Genomic DNA, 18,574 nt, shown 5'->3' with positions numbered 1-18,574 from the left:
TGGCTAACCTATTCTATAGATTGTATAAAATTTTTCCAGTCAATTAACAAAACCTTTTCAAGCTCATTTTTTAATGATTTGAAATCGGAAGGCTTCTTGAAATATGAGCTTGCTCCCAGTTCATAGGCTTTTGTAATGTGGTTCATGTTTGAACTTGTAGAATATATTACCGTAGGTATTGAATTTAAGACTTCATCCGTTTTTATCAGGGATAGGGCTTCAAAACCGTCCATTATAGGCATGTTTAGGTCGATAAAGATTATATCAGGAAGCAGACAGCTGTTATGGAGCTTATCCAGAAGCTCCTGTCCGTTGCTGGAAATCGTAAGATGGAAGTCAAAAGTTATTTCATTTAGCGCATCCTTGAAAAATTCGACATCATCGCAGTCATCATCTGCGAGATAAATGTTTTTTGACATAACCAATAAGATTTTCTTTGCGAACTTGCAAAAAGTTAGTTTGAAAGAAAATCTTTAAGAGGTTTAGAAAGTTTCGCTTAGAAAGTAGCTTTCGGTAAATCCGATTTAATAATTATTCAAAGATAGTGATAATTAATCGAATATTATAAAATAAATTTAACACAAATCACCTGAATTACTAAGGAATGACTTTTTAATACTTGGAATTATGTAATCTGCAAACTTAAAACTGCTATCTGCAAACTTATATTTACCATCTCCTTCTTTCATTCATTCATATTTTTCATAAAAAAAATCTCCCATTCATATTTCATAATTCATAACTTTTCCTATCTTTGCACCCACTTTGGACCAACCTCTGGCGATAATCGTGAATGTTGCTCTGATAATCAAATATTTAAATCAAACAAAATGGCAGATTTGATGAAATTCGTTAAAGACGAATTTGTAACAAAAAAAGATTTTCCTGAATTCGGAGCTGGTGACACAATCACAGTTTACTACGAAATTAAAGAAGGTGAAAAAACAAGAACTCAGTTCTTCAAAGGAGTTGTAATCCAAAGAAGAGGTTCTGGAACGACTGAAACTTTTACAATCCGTAAAATGTCTGGTTCTGTTGGAGTTGAGCGTATCTTCCCTGTGAATATGCCTGCTTTACAGAAAATTGAAATCAACAAAACCGGTAAAGTTCGTAGAGCAAGAATTTTCTACTTCAGAGAACTTACAGGTAAAAAAGCTAAAATTAAAGACAAGAGAAGATAATCTAACGTCTTTTAGTTATAAAAAAATCCCGAATTACTTCGGGATTTTTTTATGCCCAATTTTTAAGATACAATATGAAATAAAAAATCATACCTTTACCTATTGTATGCAACTTTCCTAAAATCAGACATTATGAAAAAAACAGCTTTACTATTTTGTCTTGCCATACTTCTTTCATGCTCCAACGACGACTCATCGCAACCGCATGATACTACAGCCGATGTACTCTTAAAAAAGACCATCACTCAAAGCAATGGCACAAGCTACGAAACGCTTTATAAATATGACGGCAAAAAATTACTGGAAGCAAGAAGCGTCAGGGAAAATAAAAAATTTGATTACAACGGAAACAATATCTCAAAAATTAGCTGGTACACCAATCCGGACACCGACAATACATTAACGCAAACGGTAGAATTTGAATACCTTCCTAATGGGAAATTAAAAAAATTCGTCCAGGAAAGTGACAACCCATTGACTGTTGAGTTTACCTATGTTGGACAGGATACCGTAAATTTTGTTGCTAGAGCCTATAGAAGTTCTTATGATTTTGTAGGGTATTTTACGATGAAAGACGATGAAATTTCAGAATATGTCTATTTGAATGGCGGAAGACCAAGACCTTCTGTGAGATATACTTACGACAATAAAAACCATCCTTTAAAAAATGTTACCGGATATAATAAGCTATCCCTGTATCATTATTTTTACAATTCGGTACATTTTAATGGCTTTACGACTAATGTGGGAAGCTCAAAAAACTGCATCAGCAACAGCCTTATTCAAGACCCGAGTGTAGTTGAAGTTATGAATACGTACGAATACAACGAAAACGGATTCCCGAAAGCCATCAACAAAGACAGCAATAGCGCTGCCGATTATTTATTCTATTAATCCTCTTATAAACACTTACCAGCAGCTATAGGTTTCATCTTATAGCTGCTTTTTATTTTAAAAAAAGAAGTTACTATCCATATATACAAATTCAATAGTAATAAAATTTGCGGCTCTGCGTCTTTGCGCGAAATAGTTTGCTCGCAAAGCCACAAAGCCAATAAAATATTTCCCAACTTATAAAATATCCGCGTTAAAATTTTACAGTTATTTACTGATTTCGCATTTATCAATCTTTTAATTACCAATTCCTTAAATCAAACGTTTTCGTTTTCTCTAAATTCTTTAATTCGTTATCGTTTTCATATATTTGCAATCCTTACAAACAAGAATAAACAAACAAATTTTTTTCGAAAATGTCAGATAAAGCTAAGATTTCTTATACAATTACGGACGAAGCTCCGATGCTTGCTACCCACTCATTCTTACCAATCGTAAAGGCCTTCACTGCTCCGGCAGGAATTACTGTTGAAACCAAAGATATTTCACTGGCCGGAAGAATCATCGCCAACCTTTCAGACTTTCTTACACCGGAACAGAAAATCAATGATAATCTTGCCGACCTTGGAAAACTGGCCACAACACCAGAAGCAAACATTATCAAATTACCTAACATTTCAGCTTCGGTTCCTCAATTGAAAGAAGCCATCAAAGAATTACAGGCACAAGGATATAACCTTCCTGAATTTCCTGAAAACCCTCAGACAGACGAAGAAAAAGCTATCAAGGCTAAATATGCTAAAGTACTTGGTTCTGCTGTAAACCCGGTTCTCCGTGAAGGAAACTCTGACAGAAGAGCTCCAAAAGCAGTAAAGAATTATGCTAAAAAACACCCGCATTCTATGGGTGCCTGGAGCGCAGATTCAAAAACCCACGTAGCCAGCATGAGCGAAGGTGATTTTTATGGAAGTGAAAAATCCGTAACTATCAAGGATTCCGATACTTTCAAAATTGAATTCGTAGGTAATGACGGCACTACAAAATTATTAAAAGACACTTCTCCGCTAAAAGCCGGAGAAATTATCGATAGCTCAGTAATGAGCATGAAAGCATTAAAAAGCTTTATCTCTAAAGAAATTGAAGATACCAAAGCAAAAGGTGTTTTATTTTCTGTACACTTAAAGGCAACGATGATGAAGGTTTCTGACCCGATTATCTTCGGAGCCATCGTAGATGTTTTCTTTGCTCCTGTTTTTGAAAAATACAAAGACCTGTTTGCAGAACTTGGCATCGATACTAAAAACGGATTGGGTGATGTATACGCAAAAATTGCCGGACATCCGAAACAGGCAGAAATAGAAGCCGCCCTGAATGCAGTTTATGAAAACGGGCCTGCTATTGCTATGGTAAATTCTGATAAAGGAATTACCAACCTGCACGTTCCTTCTGACGTAATCGTTGACGCCTCTATGCCGGCTATGATTCGTACTTCAGGACAAATGTGGAACAAAGACGGAAAAGGACAGGACACAAAAGCAATCATTCCGGACCGTTCTTATGCCGGTGTTTATGTTGCTACTATCGACTTCTGCAAGAAAAACGGGGCTTTTGACCCAAGAACAATGGGAAGCGTTCCAAACGTAGGTTTGATGGCACAGGCCGCAGAAGAATATGGTTCGCATGACAAGACTTTCCAGATGACAGCAGATGGAACCGTAAAAGTCATTAACTCAAAAGGAGAAATCCTGACAGAACAAAAAGTAGAAAAAGGCGATATTTTCAGAATGTGCCAGGTAAAAGACGCTCCAATTCAGGACTGGGTAAAACTGGCTGTAAACAGAGCCAGATTATCTGACACTCCTGCTATTTTCTGGTTGGATGAAAACAGAGCCCATGACAGACAGTTAATCGAAAAAGTAAAACTTTACTTAAAAGACCACGATACAAACGGATTGGACATTAAAATTATGAATCCGGTTGAAGCAACGAAACTTTCTTTGGAAAGAATCAAGGACGGAAAAGACACAATTTCTGTAACTGGAAATGTTTTGCGTGATTACCTGACTGACTTATTCCCTATTCTTGAACTTGGAACTTCAGCCAAAATGCTTTCTATCGTTCCGTTGATGAATGGTGGCGGTTTATTTGAAACCGGAGCCGGAGGTTCTGCACCAAAACACGTAGAACAATTCATCGAAGAAGGCTACCTGCGTTGGGATTCTCTTGGGGAAGTTTTGGCTCTTGGAGCTTCTTTGGAACACTTAGGACAAACCCTGAACAACTCCAAAGCATTGGTTCTTTCTGAAACTTTAGACCAGGCTACAGAGAAATTCCTAGACAATGACAAATCACCAGCGCGAAAAGTAGGACAGATTGACAACAGAGGTTCGCACTTTTACATTGCCTTATACTGGGCGCAAGCTTTAGCAGCTCAGAATAAAGATGCTGAATTGAAGGCAACCTTTACTGAAATAGCTAAAGAACTTACTGATAACGAAGCTAAAATCAATGAAGAATTAATTGGCGCTCAAGGAAAACACCAGGAAATTGGCGGTTATTACAAGCCTGATTTTAATTTGACCGACAAAGCCATGAGACCAAGCGAAACATTAAATAAAGCATTGGCTAAACTGGCTTAATCTTTTTAACTTATTTTATAAAAAAAGACGACTGTAAACGGTCGTCTTTTTTATATTTTTACGTTTCAATCATTTATCCGTAATTCATAATTCGCAATTCATAATTAAAAAATGTCAAGCCACCATATTGTCCGAGACGACCAGGAACCTGCTTTAATCATTGCCAATGGAGCTTCATGCAGCAGTGAACTAATGGGGCAATTGTTAGAATGGTCACCTTTAGTCATTGTTTTGGATTCTGCCATAGAAAGAGTATTGCCATTAGGCATTAAAGTCGATGTGCTGTTAGGCGATTTTGACAACGGTTTGGATATCGAATATTACAAGGCTCTGCAATTTCCGTTAGAAATCGTGTATGCACCCGACCAGGAAAAAACAGATTTGGAAAAGGCTTTCGACTATTTGGTCGAAAAAGGACACAAAGCCGTAAATGTTATATGGGCTACCGGACGCAGGGCCGACCATACCATCACTAATATGACCAATATTGTACGTTTTCAAGACAAGTTGAAAATCGTTATTCTTGACGACCATTCTAAAATTTTCCAATTGCCAAAACGATACGAAAAATGGTACCCTAAAGGGTTTCCTATTTCAATTATTCCGGTAGGAACTGTTCACGGCATCACGTCAACCAATCTCGACTACCTCCTACACGACGAAACCCTGACCATGGGCTATAGAACCGGAAGCAGTAACCATGCCGCGCAAGATGGCATAGTAACTATTGAGCACAAAGAAGGAGATTTATTATTAATGGAATGTTTTGATTAAGTATTAAAACCAAATCTCATACGATATGACCAACCCGGCTATAAAAATAAAAAGTTCTGAAATTCTTTCAGACAACTGGTACATCCTCAAAAAGATTGTCTTTGATTACCAAAAAAAAGACGGCAGTTGGGAAACCCAATCCAGAGAAGTCTACGACCGTGGTAATGGCGCTACTATTCTTCTTTACAACAAAACACAAAAAACGGTCATCCTTATCCGCCAGTTCCGTATGCCTACTTTTGTAAACGGTAATGAAAAAGGAATGATCATAGAAGCCTGTGCCGGGCTTCTGGAAGAAGAAAATCCTGAAGAATGCATCAAACGTGAAACCGAAGAAGAAACCGGATACAGCCTGACACAGGTTCGAAAAGTTTTTCAGGCCTATATGTCACCCGGCTCCGTTACAGAAATCATCTACTTCTTTGTAGCCGAGTATTCAAAAGACATGAAAGTAAGCGAAGGTGGCGGGCTTTCTACCGAGCATGAAAATATTGATGTTCTTGAAATTCCTTTTGAAAAAGCCATGCAAATGATTGAAACCGGAGAAATAAAAGATGCCAAAACCATCATGCTTTTGCAATATGCAAAAATCAACAACCTGCTGGAATAGGTACTTTTTATAAAGACATAACTTTTAAGGTTTCCTAAAGTTTTTTTCCTTTTTTCCTTTGTAACTTTGTTACTTAAACTTCAATCTCCACATGAAATTTCAAGTCGTATCTGATTACAAACCTACCGGCGACCAGCCACAAGCCATTGAAAAATTAAGCAAGGGTATTAAGGACGGAGAGCGCTTCCAGACGCTATTGGGAGTCACAGGTTCAGGAAAAACGTTTACGATGGCAAACGTTATTCAGGAAGTACAAAGACCCACACTTGTGTTGGCTCATAACAAGACACTTGCAGCCCAGCTCTATTCCGAGTTCAAGCAGTTTTTCCCAAACAATGCAGTAGAATATTTTGTTTCTTACTACGACTATTATCAACCGGAAGCTTTTATTCCTGTAACAGGTACTTATATTGAAAAAGACCTTTCCATTAATGAGGAATTGGAAAAAATGCGATTGAGTACTACCTCTTCCCTGCTTTCCGGACGCAGAGACGTTTTGGTTGTTTCTTCTGTTTCCTGCCTGTATGGTATTGGTAACCCTGTGGAATTCCAAAAAAATGTCGTTTCTTTAGAAAAAAACCAGGTAATTTCCAGAACAAAACTATTGCACAAATTAGTGCAGGCATTGTATGCCCGAACTGAAGCCGAATTCAATCCCGGCTCTTTTCGCATCAAAGGCGATACGGTAGAAGTATTTCCAAGTTATGGAGACGAACCTTTCAGAATACATTTTTTTGGTGATGAAATTGAAGAAATTGAAGCCTTTGACCCAAAAACCTCGATGGTATTGGAAAAATACACCAATCTGAATATTTATCCGGCCAATATGTTTGTGACTTCTCCCGAAGTACTGAACGGCGCTATCTGGGAAATTCAGCAAGATTTGGTAAAACAGGTAGATTATTTCAAAGAAATAGGAAAACATCTTGAAGCAAAACGTTTGGAAGAACGGACCAACTTCGACCTCGAAATGATTCGTGAATTAGGCTATTGTTCCGGTATTGAAAATTATTCGAGATATCTTGACGGCCGACTTCCGGGCACAAGACCTTTCTGTCTTTTGGATTATTTCCCGAAAGACTATCTTATGGTGGTAGACGAAAGCCACGTTACCGTTTCGCAGGTTCACGCCATGTATGGCGGTGACCGCTCCAGAAAAGAAAATCTGGTGGAATACGGCTTCCGACTTCCTGCTGCTATGGACAACCGTCCTCTGAAGTTTGAAGAATTTGAAGCCATGCAGAATCAGGTTATTTACGTATCTGCAACTCCGGCTGATTATGAATTGGAAAAATCAGAAGGTGTTTATGTCGAACAGATTATTCGCCCGACAGGATTACTGGACCCTATAATTGAAGTACGCCCAAGCCTGAACCAGATTGACGACCTTATTGAAGAAATACAACAGCGCGTTGAACTGGACGAAAGGGTTTTGGTGACCACACTTACAAAAAGAATGGCTGAGGAACTCACAAAATACCTTGCCAAAGTAGCCATTCGCTGTCGTTATATTCACTCTGAAGTAGACACACTGGAACGTGTAGAAATCATGCAGGATTTGCGAAAAGGACTTTTTGATGTGTTAATTGGTGTCAACCTGCTAAGGGAAGGATTAGACCTTCCGGAAGTATCACTGGTGGCCATTTTGGATGCCGACAAGGAAGGTTTTTTAAGAAATACACGTTCGCTCACCCAAACCGTAGGAAGAGCAGCAAGAAATATCAACGGAAAAGCCATTATGTATGCCGACAAGATTACAGCCAGTATGCAAAAAACCATTGACCAGACCAATTACAGAAGGGAAAAACAGATTAATTACAATAAAGAACACAATCTGGTACCAAAAGCCCTGAACAAGAAAATCGACAGTACCTTAGCCCGAAACTCCGTTTCCACCCAATATTTTGAAAAGCAGGCCATGAAAGCTGCCGAACCGGAAAGTCAATACCTTACAAAACCAGAAATTGAGAAAAAAATCCGTGAGGCCAGAAAAGCGATGGAAAAAGCAGCAAAAGATTTGGATTTTATGCAGGCGGCGAAATACAGAGATGAAATAAAGGCCTTGCAGGAAAAGATATAAGCTAATTCAACTGTTCCTTAAAAATTTCAATCAACATTTCAGGGTCTATCATTCCGTTTGGAGATTCCTCCATTGCTTTTAGAATTCTTTTAATAGCAAAAGGATTTAATCCCATATTCACACCCATCTGTTTGATGGCTATTACTTCTTTTTCATGCAATACGCCATCACAGTGCATCAATAAAGCCAGTCTGTAAAATTGCTGGATTCGTTGCTGTTCTGATTTTATAGGAAGCGCTTTTAATTCCTCATGGAAAAGATTTTTAAAGTCCTCACTTTTGACTTTTAGTTCCTGAGCAACAATACTTAAAAATTGATATTCTCTATCATGGAGTTTTCCGTCCACAATAGCAAAGGCAATCATTTCAGCAAGAAGGCTTAACTTTTGTTCGTAGGTGTTCATTAAATCCTTATTTTTAGCTAAAATATTCTTTTTTGTCCATCCCTAAAATTATTCCTTTGAGATATTTATTCACAATTTTCCTGTTCTGTCTTTTTCTGAATCTAAAAGCACAGGAAAGTACGGCCTCATCACAGGTCAGCACTTTTGAGATAGAAGCGCCCCAATTAAAAACCATAAAGAAAATATGGGTTTATCTTCCAAAGAACTACTTGACTTCCACTAAAAAATATCCTGTAATCTATATGCACGATGCACAAAACCTGTTTGATGCCAAAACTTCTTTTGCTGGCGAATGGAATGTTGACGAAACATTGGACAGCCTCAAAGCCCAGGTTATTGTTATTGGCATTGAACATGGAAACGAAAAACGGGTGGACGAACTCACACCTTTTCCAAATAAAAAACATGGTGGCGGCAAAGCTGATGATTATCTGGATTTTATTGTAAACACACTAAAACCCTATGTTGATAAAAATTACAGGACTAAAACCAATGCCAGCAATACTGTAATTTTCGGGAGTTCTTTAGGAGGGTTTGTTTCGTATTATGCCGTATTAAAATATCCGGAAGTTTTTGGAAAAGCGGGTGTTTTCTCACCTTCATTTTGGTTTTCAGACGAAATATACACCCTGACTGAAAAATCAGAAAAAATCAAAGCTAAAATCTATTTCCTGTATGGCGATTCCGAAAGTGACGATATGGTTATTGATGCCCAAAAAATAAAAAAACTTTTGGACCATAACAGGTGTTACTGCCTGAAGCTGGACAAAACCGTTATTGTAAAAGGCGGGCAACATGGCGAAAAATTATGGCGTGAAGGATTTGCGAAAGCTGTTTTGTGGTTGTTGTAAATAACCTTACCCTGGCAGGGTTTTAAACCCTGCCAGGGTAAGGTTATTAAAAATATAATCTATCTTTGCAACAAATCAAGGATATGAACAACAACGATATTTTCAAAAAGCTTCGCGTAGCTTTACAGCTTCGTGATGACCAGATAGTAGACATACTACAATTGGTAGATTTCAGAATCTCCAAAGCCGAATTAGGCGCTTTTTTCAGGGCACATGACCATCCAAACTATATGGAATGCGGGGACCAGGTACTACGCAATTTTCTAAACGGCCTGATTATTCATTTGCGCGGAACAAAAGAAAATCCTACCAACGCCATGGATGTAATCAATAAAAACAAGGCGCAGTTAAAATCGGCTACCAAAAAGGTTACTCCAAAAGAAACTCCCAAAAAACTAATTGTAAAATCTCCTGCAAAAAACTTTAAACCTAAAAAAGTTGAAAGCAAGTTCAATCCTGTAGAAAAAGTAAAATTCAACAACGGTAAAAACAAAAAAGCATAAGTTGATTGATTTTCTAACGATAGAATATCTTAAATCCGGAAATAACAGACAGCGGGAAGCCTATCAGACCTTAATGCAGCATGCGGTTCTTGAAAAACTTTCAGAGTTTAGTCCAGTACTGGTAGGAACGATTCCAATATCTATTGATATTTCCTCAAGCGATTTGGATATTGCCTGTTGTTGGACTAACAAAAATGCTTTCCATAATCATATTAAAGATACTTTTGGGAATAAAGCCGGGTTTCAAATTTCTGAAACCATAATCAATGGTCATGAAACGATAATCTCCAGCTTTACCCTGGACAATTTCGAAATAGAAATTTTTGGACAGGCTGTAGCTGTAGAAAAACAACATGGTTACCGCCATATGCTCATAGAACACACCATTTTAGAACAGCGAGGAGAAGAATTCCGTAAAAAAGTACTTGCACTAAAAGAACGGGGCTATAAGACTGAACCTGCTTTTGCACTGCTCTTAGGCTTACAGGGAAATCCCTATGAAGCATTGCTTCAACTGGAATAAAACAAAAAATCCTAATCTTTCGATTAGGATTTTTTTATTGGATAAAAATAGATTATTAGCTAAGTGCAGCCTTTACCTGGTCTGCTGCTTCCTGGAATTGTACTGCAGATAAAATCGGCATTCCAGAGTTGTCAATCATTTCTTTAGCAAGTTCTGCGTTAGTTCCCTGCAAACGAACAATGATTGGCACATTAATGCTGTCTCCCATGTTTTTGTAGGCATCAATAACACCTTGAGCAACACGGTCACAACGAACGATTCCTCCAAAAATGTTAATCAGGATAGCTTTTACGTTTGGATCTTTAAGGATAATTCTGAAAGCCAATTCCACACGTTTAGCATCAGCAGTTCCTCCTACATCAAGGAAGTTAGCCGGCTCAAAACCTGCGTATTTAATCAAGTCCATTGTTGCCATAGCAAGACCGGCACCGTTAACCATACAGCCTACAGTTCCGTCAAGGTCAACATAATTAAGACCAGCCGCTTTTGCTTCAACCTCGATAGGATTTTCTTCACGGATATCGCGCATTTCTGCCAAAGCCGGGTGTCTGTACAATGCATTGTCATCTAAATTAACTTTTGCATCAACAGCAATAATTTTGTTGTCAGATGTTTTTAAAACCGGGTTGATTTCAAACATAGAAGCGTCTGAACCAACATAAGCTTTGTATAGAGAATCTACAAACTGAACCATTTCTTTAAAAGCATTTCCGGAAAGCCCAAGATTAAATGCAATTCTTCTTGCCTGGAAAGCCTGCAATCCTACAGTAGGATCGATTTCTTCAGTAAAAATCAAATGAGGTGTTTTTTCAGCAACTTCTTCAATGTCCATTCCACCTTCAGTAGAATACATAATCATGTTACGGCCTTTACCTCTATTCAATAAAACTGACATATAGAATTCTGAAGTTTCGCTTTCACCAGGATAGTAAACATCCTCAGCAACCAAAACCTTGTGTACTTTTTTTCCCTCAGCAGAAGTTTGAGGAGTAATCAATTGCATTCCTATGATTTGTTCTGCCAACTCTTCTACCTGCTGTAAATTTTTAGCCAATTTCACACCTCCACCTTTTCCTCTTCCACCTGCGTGAACCTGAGCTTTAATCACGTGCCATCCCGTTCCTGTTTCAGCTGTTAACTGCTTTGCAACCGCAACAGCTTCCTGAGGATTATTGGCAACATAACCACGTTGAACTTTCACGCCGTAGCTGGCTAATATTTCTTTTCCTTGGTATTCGTGTATATCCATATTGAAGTTTTTTGACTTTTTAAAAGTGCCACAAAAATACAATTTTCATCTAATCAGCGAAAGAATTATTTCTTTTATTTGATACCTGTATGCCTATTTTGATATAACTTTTTTGTCTATTAACGAACTTCCGCTATTCCATATTTTTAATTAAAAACACAAATCAGAAGCAACTTTTTTATTTTTTTAACATCTTTATTATACATCAAAAACAAAAAAATCACTTATCAAAACAAATAATCATGAAAACACTTCAACTCTTAAGCCTGTTTGCAATGATACTGTTATCTGGTTGCAATAATGATGACGACAATACGAATGATACTTCATTACAAGGAACATGGAAATTGATAGAAGTCAATGGTACCATTGCCGGAATCAGGCATCAGTTTGAGCCGGGAACCATACAATGGAACTTTAATATATCCAACCATACTTTCACAGTCGTAAACAACAATACAGACGATTCCAAACAGGACGTTTTTGAGTCAGGCAATTACGGTTATTTTATCGAAAGCCATGATGTATCTCCGGGAACGTGTAACAAAAATATATTCCTTGAAGGAGTAAATTATGGTTGCTATTCTACAACCGCCGCCTCATTACAGATTAACCAGGGTGAAGCAGATGGATTAATTCTTAAATTTATTCGTTAAAAAACATTTATTTCAAATCATTAAAAGTTTAAAATAAAACAATTTGTTGTTTTTTGTTAATATTAGTTATTATTTTGCCTCATAAAGAATTAGATTATAGTTTTGCATATAAAGAATTAATGTTATGCAAACGAAAGATTTACTGCAATTATCAGAAGAATTCGGAAGTCCGCTGTATGTATATGATGCTGCAAAAATCCAGTCTCAATATACACGACTGACGGATGCATTTTCAAAGGTTGGAAGCCTGCGTATAAATTATGCTGTAAAAGCATTATCAAACATATCAATCCTAAAACTTCTAAAAGAAATGGGGTCAGGTCTGGACACCGTTTCCATTCAGGAAGTGCAGTTGGGATTGCATGCCGGGTTTTCGCCGGACAAAATCATCTACACTCCTAATGGTGTTTCCTTTGAAGAAATTGAAGAAGCGGCCCACCTTGGCGTTCAGATTAATATCGACAACTTATCGGTGCTGGAACATTTTGGAGCAAAATATCCATCAATCCCTGTATGCATCAGAATCAATCCGCATGTCATGGCTGGTGGAAATGCCAATATTTCTGTAGGACATATTGACAGCAAGTTTGGAATTTCGGTACATCAAATGCCTCACCTGTTACGAATTGTCGAAAACACGGGTATGAACATCAATGGAATTCACATGCACACCGGTTCCGATATTCTGGATATTGAGGTATTTCTGTATGCAGCCGAAATACTTTTTGATACGGCAAAACATTTCGGCAATCTGGAATTTCTTGATTTCGGCAGCGGTTTCAAGGTACCCTACAAAAAAGACGATATCGAAACCAATATTGAAGAGCTGGGCAAAAAATTAAGCAAGCGCTTTAATGCCTTCTGTAAGGAATATGGCCGTGATTTGACCCTTGCATTCGAACCCGGTAAATTTCTGGTTAGCGAAGCCGGTTTCTTCCTCGCAAAAGTAAATGTGGTAAAACAAACAACTTCTACTGTTTTTGCCGGAATCGATAGCGGGTTTAACCATTTGATAAGACCTATGTTTTACGGTTCGCAGCACCATATCGAAAACATTTCCAACCCGAAAGGTAAAGAACGCTTTTATTCTGTCGTTGGTTATATATGCGAAACAGACACCTTTGCCAACAATCGAAGAATTGCCGAAATCAAAGAAGGTGATGTACTGTGTTTCAGGAATGCGGGCGCCTATTGCTTTTCGATGTCATCCAATTATAATTCAAGGTTTAAACCTGCCGAAGTCTTATGGTATGAAGGGAAAGGGCATCTAATCAGAGAAAGAGAAAATTTTGAAGATTTAATAAGAAATCAGGTTGTCATGGAGTTTGACAAAAGCTACGAACTGGTTTCTAAAAATTAGTTAGGTTAAGTATATTTTGAGGAGAGGTCCCATAGCTTTTGCTTGGGGCTTTTTTTTTACAAAAGTTTCACAGATAAAATAACAAATAGTTAATCGCTGTAAAATGATTGTTCATTATCTTTGGGCTTCACAAAGATTTTACCACATGGATAGAAGGAAATTTTTCAAAAACGGTTCACTTTTTACAATCGGAACTGCAGTTTTGAATCCCTTTCAGGGCAACGCCAATGTTTTGGATTTTGAAACGATTAATAAAAATAAAAAAGCCAAAAATATTATTTTACTGGTTAGCGATGGAATGAGTACCGGAACACTTAATATGGCCGACTTATTCCTAAACCGAAAATATGGAAAAGGTTCCAATTGGATTCAATTATATAAAGACAATCGGGTTTCAAGAGCTTTAATGGACACGGCTTCTGCCAGTTCAATTGTTACGGATTCTGCAGCAGCCAGTTCCTCCTGGGGCGGCGGTTTTCGCGTAAACAATGGATCGTTGAATGTTGGCCCTGACGGGAAACCACACTTACCTATCTGGCAAAAATTCAAAAAAAGCGGAAAAATGGCCGGATGCGTCACCACAGTTCCAATCACCCATGCCACTCCTGCCGGATTTTGCGTCAACAGCAAGAGCAGAAACAGCCAGGATGATATAGCGGAAATTTATCTTGAGTTAGGATTTGATATTATGATGGGCGGTGGTAAAAATTATTTTTCACCACAAACGAGAAAAGATAAAAAAGACATGTTTGCCGCATTCGAGGCAAAAGGTTATCAGATTGCCAAAACACGTTCGGAAATGTTCAATACCTCAAATGACAAACCGGTATTAGGCGTTTTTTCTGATGATGCGCTTCCTTATTCTGTAGACCGAAATAGCAATGACGATTTAAAGAAAACAGTTCCTACCCTAGCCGAAATGGCCCAAAAGGCAATTGACCGTATGAAAGGTCACAAAAACGGATTCGTACTTCAGATTGAGGGAGGAAAAGTGGATTGGGCTGCCCATGCCAATGATATTGCAGCTTTGATAAACGACCAGATTGCTTTTGACGAAGCCGTAAAGGTTGCTATAGACTTTGCCGAAAAAGACAAAGAAACCCTGGTTATCATTACAACCGACCACGGAAATGCCAATCCGGGAGTTATCTACGGAAAGAATGCCAATGATAATTTTGACAGCATTCAAAAGTACACACAAACTAACGAATGGATACTGAACCAGATAAGCCCGAATTTTTCGATTTCGCAGGTAAAAGAAGTTATTGAAAAAGCAAACGGGCATACTCCTTCTGACGAAGAAGCCAAAACAATACTTAGCTATTATGACGGATTGCACAAAGAAGAAGGACTCTACAATTATAAAAAACTGCCTTACAAGGCTTATTCTGAAATGCAGCAAAAAACAAATTCTGTGGGCTGGATTAGTATGGACCACTCCGCTGATTATGTTGAATTGGCTATGTTTGGTCCTGGAAGCGAGCTTCTAAAGCCTTTTGTCAAAAACACAGACCTGCATTATTTAATGCTTCAGGCGGCAGAGGTTGAGAATAAGTTTTAAACCCTCATGAATTTAGAATTTACTTTTTATAAAAATCCTGTCTTGATAATCGGACAGGATTTTTTCTTATCTTCATTTATATTGTCTCTAAATTAATCAGAAAGAAAACAGGATAATAAAACCATAAACTTGACAATGGAGCAAAAGAAAAACCAACAAAGACCCACACCATTTGAACAAACCTATTTTCATGGAACAAAGGCAGACTTAAAAATTGGCGACCTGATTAAAGTAGGCTATACTTCAAACTACGGACAACAGAAAAATGCAAAATACATTTTTTTATCCGCAACATTGGATGCTGCAATCTGGGGTGCCGAACTAGCTTTTGGTGAAGGGCAGGAAAGAATTTATTTGGTAGAGCCTACTGGTGAAATAGAAGATGACCCGGATTTGACTGATAAAAAATTCCCGGGAAATCCAACAAAATCATATCGTTCAACTCAACCTTTCAAGGTGGTTGGAGAAGTAACCATTTGGCAAGGACACCCGGCAGACCAGGTTAAGACAATGAAAGACCATCTCGAAAAATTAAAAGCACAAGGTGTCAATTCATTAAATGACTAATAACAACTTTAAAATTTATGGGCTGGTGTGGACTAAGACAAAAATGAATATGACATCGGATTCAGATTCTACATAAAACATTGAAATATAAGGAATTGCTGCAGAAACAGCAAAAAAGCGTCTTGATTTTGGCTTTTATATTTCTGGAATAGAAAAAATAGTTGGGTAAGCCCTGAAAGACACTTTCGGTTCAATAAAAGTTCTTGAAAAAATTGGTATGACATTTAAGAAATTTTTTATTTTGAAGAACGAGAAGGGTAATTTACGAGCCAGCAAAAAAATGATAACTAAACACGTTTTGCATTAGGGCAAATCTGTAAGGTCTAACGGTAGACTTTCAATTAACAAATATCTCAAAATCTAATCTTGACTGAAAAAATAGAACATCCACAAATAGCATAAAAGCCAGAAAGCCATGAATAGTATTACAATTCCTGATGCATTACTTATAGACACCTCTCTACCCGTCCAGATTTTTGATTATTCCTCATCCCGGAAAATTTCCAAACAACAAATCATACTCAACCAAAACACTTTCAGTTTTCTGTTGGAAGGTTATAAAGACGTTATATTCGACAATTCCTCTTTATCGATAAACAACTCGAAATTTGTTTTGATGAAATCCGGGCACTGCCTCATGACCGAACAATTATCTGACAGGAATAATTACAGAAGTCTGCTGTTTTTCTTTTCGGACACTGCTCTTTCAAAATTTATAGAAAGTATAGAATTCACCAATACAGATTTCCAGAAAAACAGCTCCGTACATGCTTTTGAATACGATGAATTTATCAGGAACTTTATACAAAGTCTTACTGTCATCTTAAAACTTTCAGGTAAAATAAGGAACAATCTGCTGGAGGTTAAATTTCAGGAAATAATGCTATATCTCACAGAATTACACGGCACCCATTTTCTGAATTCCCTTATTTCAAATAATAATGATAGTACCCGAAAATTTATCCGCACCATAGAAAGTAACCAACTCAACAAACTAACCTTAAAAGAACTGGCCTTTTTATGTAATATGAGTATTTCTACTTTCAAACGCGAATTTGAAAAACAGTACGCACAATCGCCCGTAAAATGGTTTCAGAATAAAAGGCTTGAATATGCCCATCACCTGATTAGCAAAGAACACAAAAGTGCAACCGAAATCTATTTTGAAGTGGGCTACGAGAACTTATCCAGTTTTATTCAGGCCTATAAAATAAAATATGGAACCACGCCGGGGCAGCATCATAAAAGTTGAACTTCCGGCAACAGTTTTTGAACATCTCTCTAAGCTCCTCCTTTATTGCGAAAACTAACTTTGTTAAAATTTTAAAATCGTAATAAAATGAAAAAATTAAACTTTATTCTGGTAGTTTCCCTGCTGTTCTCAGTAACACTTTTTGCACAAAAAACATTTACCTTATCCAGTAAAGATCTTGGAGGAGAAGCTACAAAAATACAAGAGTTTGGTGGTTTTGGCTGTTCCGGAGACAACCAATCACCTCAATTATCATGGAAAAACGCACCCGAGGGAACAAAAAGTTTTGCCATTACCATGTATGATCCCGATGCGCCGACGGGAAGCGGATTCTGGCATTGGGTTGTATTTGACATTCCTGCAAGTACAAAAGAACTTGTGACCAATGCGGGCGTACAATTGAACTTGGCCCCAAAAGGAGCTATCCAAAGTATTACAGACTACGGCATCAAAGGATTCGGAGGTCCCTGTCCACCAAAAGGACACGGATTTCACCAATACATTATAACTGTATATGCCTTAAAAACCGATAAATTAGGACTGGACGAAAATACAAATCCGGCAGTAGTCGGTTTTAACCTTTGGAACCAGACATTAGCCAAAGCAAGTATAGTGGCTTATTATAAAAGATAAAATCTGATTGTGATATAAAGGTGCTGTCACAACAATCGGGACAGCACCGTTTTATTCAGGTTATCCAGCCAATTTATATTCAGGAATGTTTTTTGAAACGTGACTTTTTTTTTCGGGTTTATGTTAATTGATTATCTTTATCCTATAAAAATCTTCCAACTATATCGTATACTATGGAACTAGAAAAAGTATTCCGAAATAATGAAAAATGGATTGCTGAAAAATTGCAAAAAGATCCGGACTATTTCATAAACTTATCAAAGGGACAAAATCCGGATATTCTCTACATTGGATGTTCTGACAGTCGTGTTACTGCAGAAGATTTGATGGGTGTTTCTCCCGGAGAAGTTTTTGTACATAGAAATATCGCCAATATGGTAATCAGTATTGACCTCAACGTAATGTCTGTATTGAATTATGCCGTAAATTACTTGCATGTCAACCATGTTGTGGTTTGCGGGCATTATTTCTGCGGAGGAGTAAAAGCAGCCATGCAGGCTGAAGATTTGGGTGTACTCAATCCTTGGCTGCGAAATATACGCGATGTATACAGACTGCATAAAAATGAACTGAATGCTATTGAAGATGAAACTGCAAAATACAACAGGCTGGTCGAATTAAATGTACAGGAGCAGTGTGTTAATTTGGTTAAAACTGCCGAAGTGCAAAAAGCATACAACGAAAGAGGGCTTCAGATTCACGGTTGGGTTTTTGACATTCACTCCGGAAAACTGATTGACCTGAAACTGGATATTGACCGCATCATGAAAAACATCATGGAGATCTATAATCTTGGTCATGATTAAAAACAATGACTATCGGGAAGTTATACCAAAAAGGTAACGTTTAACGATTCTACTATTAACTTTGTGGCTCTGCGCCTTTGCGTGAAATAGTT

19 protein-coding genes are annotated in these 18,574 nt (G+C 37.6%); 16 read left to right on the top strand and 3 right to left on the bottom strand.

From position 1 onward, the window contains the following. Window positions 1-8: 8 nt before the first annotated feature. Window positions 9-419 carry a response regulator gene (locus tag B0G92_RS08140; protein ID WP_218971848.1) on the bottom strand — a complete coding sequence of 137 codons (411 nt, stop codon included), beginning with the start codon at window positions 417-419 and terminating at the stop codon, window positions 9-11. A 411-nt stretch (window positions 420-830) separates the two neighbouring features. On the opposite strand from B0G92_RS08140, the gene rplS reads away from it, so the two are divergent. The 6 genes from rplS to uvrB all read left to right on the top strand — a co-directional run bounded on the left by rplS (window position 831) and on the right by uvrB (window position 8,118). Continuing rightward, on the top strand, window positions 831-1,181 hold the full coding sequence (gene rplS / locus B0G92_RS08135) for a 50S ribosomal protein L19 (RefSeq protein WP_056070461.1): 351 nt from the start codon (window positions 831-833) through the stop codon (window positions 1,179-1,181). A gap of 132 nt (window positions 1,182-1,313) precedes the next feature. After that, window positions 1,314-2,075, top strand: a complete 762-nt coding sequence (locus B0G92_RS08130; RefSeq protein ID WP_101471735.1) for a hypothetical protein — start codon at window positions 1,314-1,316, stop codon at window positions 2,073-2,075. Window positions 2,076-2,431: 356 nt separating this feature from the next. Continuing rightward, a complete protein-coding gene (locus tag B0G92_RS08125; RefSeq protein ID WP_101471734.1) occupies window positions 2,432-4,654 on the top strand; it encodes an NADP-dependent isocitrate dehydrogenase in 2,223 nt (740 codons plus the stop codon). 111 nt (window positions 4,655-4,765) lie between these two features. Then, the gene (locus tag B0G92_RS08120) at window positions 4,766-5,428 is read left to right on the top strand and encodes a thiamine diphosphokinase (protein ID WP_056070452.1); all 663 of its coding nucleotides are present in this window, start codon (window positions 4,766-4,768) and stop codon (window positions 5,426-5,428) included. A gap of 25 nt (window positions 5,429-5,453) precedes the next feature. Further along, on the top strand, window positions 5,454-6,038 hold the full coding sequence (nudK, locus tag B0G92_RS08115; RefSeq protein WP_101471733.1) for a GDP-mannose pyrophosphatase NudK: 585 nt from the start codon (window positions 5,454-5,456) through the stop codon (window positions 6,036-6,038). A 91-nt stretch (window positions 6,039-6,129) separates the two neighbouring features. Further along, window positions 6,130-8,118, top strand: a complete 1,989-nt coding sequence (gene uvrB / locus B0G92_RS08110) for an excinuclease ABC subunit UvrB (protein ID WP_056070447.1) — start codon at window positions 6,130-6,132, stop codon at window positions 8,116-8,118. Window position 8,119: 1 nt separating this feature from the next. On the opposite strand, the gene B0G92_RS08105 is transcribed toward uvrB, so the two are convergent. Further along, on the bottom strand, window positions 8,120-8,521 hold the full coding sequence (locus tag B0G92_RS08105) for a TerB family tellurite resistance protein (RefSeq protein ID WP_056070445.1): 402 nt from the start codon (window positions 8,519-8,521) through the stop codon (window positions 8,120-8,122). Between the two features lie 50 nt (window positions 8,522-8,571). On the opposite strand from B0G92_RS08105, the gene B0G92_RS08100 reads away from it, so the two are divergent. The 3 genes from B0G92_RS08100 (at window position 8,572) to B0G92_RS08090 (ending at window position 10,398) form a co-directional block, all read left to right on the top strand. Further along, on the top strand, window positions 8,572-9,372 hold the full coding sequence (locus B0G92_RS08100) for an alpha/beta hydrolase (RefSeq protein ID WP_375153605.1): 801 nt from the start codon (window positions 8,572-8,574) through the stop codon (window positions 9,370-9,372). An 83-nt stretch (window positions 9,373-9,455) separates the two neighbouring features. Continuing rightward, a complete protein-coding gene (locus tag B0G92_RS08095) occupies window positions 9,456-9,875 on the top strand; it encodes a DUF1456 family protein (protein WP_056070440.1) in 420 nt (139 codons plus the stop codon). Between the two features lies 1 nt (window position 9,876). Further along, entirely contained in the window at window positions 9,877-10,398 is a 522-nt protein-coding gene (locus tag B0G92_RS08090; RefSeq protein WP_101471732.1) for a DUF4269 domain-containing protein, read from the top strand. A gap of 55 nt (window positions 10,399-10,453) precedes the next feature. Here the strand turns inward: B0G92_RS08090 and sucC are convergent, their stop codons facing one another. After that, window positions 10,454-11,647, bottom strand: coding sequence for an ADP-forming succinate--CoA ligase subunit beta (sucC, locus tag B0G92_RS08085; protein ID WP_056070435.1), 1,194 nt, complete (start codon window positions 11,645-11,647; stop codon window positions 10,454-10,456). Window positions 11,648-11,889: 242 nt separating this feature from the next. Between sucC and B0G92_RS08080 the strand changes: the two genes are divergently transcribed. The 7 genes from B0G92_RS08080 to B0G92_RS08050 all read left to right on the top strand — a co-directional run bounded on the left by B0G92_RS08080 (window position 11,890) and on the right by B0G92_RS08050 (window position 18,482). Next, window positions 11,890-12,303 (top strand): hypothetical protein, encoded by a 414-nt coding sequence (locus tag B0G92_RS08080; protein ID WP_143395005.1) that lies wholly within the window; start codon window positions 11,890-11,892, stop codon window positions 12,301-12,303. Between the two features lie 124 nt (window positions 12,304-12,427). Then, a complete protein-coding gene (gene lysA / locus B0G92_RS08075; protein WP_056070430.1) occupies window positions 12,428-13,663 on the top strand; it encodes a diaminopimelate decarboxylase in 1,236 nt (411 codons plus the stop codon). Between the two features lie 145 nt (window positions 13,664-13,808). Beyond that, the gene (locus B0G92_RS08070; protein WP_101471730.1) at window positions 13,809-15,224 is read left to right on the top strand and encodes an alkaline phosphatase; all 1,416 of its coding nucleotides are present in this window, start codon (window positions 13,809-13,811) and stop codon (window positions 15,222-15,224) included. Window positions 15,225-15,359: 135 nt separating this feature from the next. Then, complete coding sequence (arr, locus tag B0G92_RS08065) at window positions 15,360-15,791, top strand: NAD(+)--rifampin ADP-ribosyltransferase (RefSeq protein ID WP_101471729.1); 432 nt, start codon at window positions 15,360-15,362, stop codon at window positions 15,789-15,791. Window positions 15,792-16,206: 415 nt separating this feature from the next. After that, window positions 16,207-17,043, top strand: a complete 837-nt coding sequence (locus B0G92_RS08060; protein WP_056070420.1) for a helix-turn-helix domain-containing protein — start codon at window positions 16,207-16,209, stop codon at window positions 17,041-17,043. A gap of 87 nt (window positions 17,044-17,130) precedes the next feature. Further along, the gene (locus B0G92_RS08055) at window positions 17,131-17,676 is read left to right on the top strand and encodes a YbhB/YbcL family Raf kinase inhibitor-like protein (RefSeq protein ID WP_101471728.1); all 546 of its coding nucleotides are present in this window, start codon (window positions 17,131-17,133) and stop codon (window positions 17,674-17,676) included. Between the two features lie 173 nt (window positions 17,677-17,849). Next, window positions 17,850-18,482, top strand: a complete 633-nt coding sequence (locus tag B0G92_RS08050; RefSeq protein ID WP_056070414.1) for a carbonic anhydrase — start codon at window positions 17,850-17,852, stop codon at window positions 18,480-18,482. Window positions 18,483-18,574: the final 92 nt, after the last annotated feature.

This window comes from Flavobacterium lindanitolerans, assembly GCF_002846575.1.
Taxonomy (GTDB): Bacteria; Bacteroidota; Bacteroidia; order Flavobacteriales; family Flavobacteriaceae; genus Flavobacterium; species Flavobacterium lindanitolerans.
Note: the sequence above shows the minus strand (reverse complement) of the source record. Positions and strands in the feature narration are given on the sequence as shown.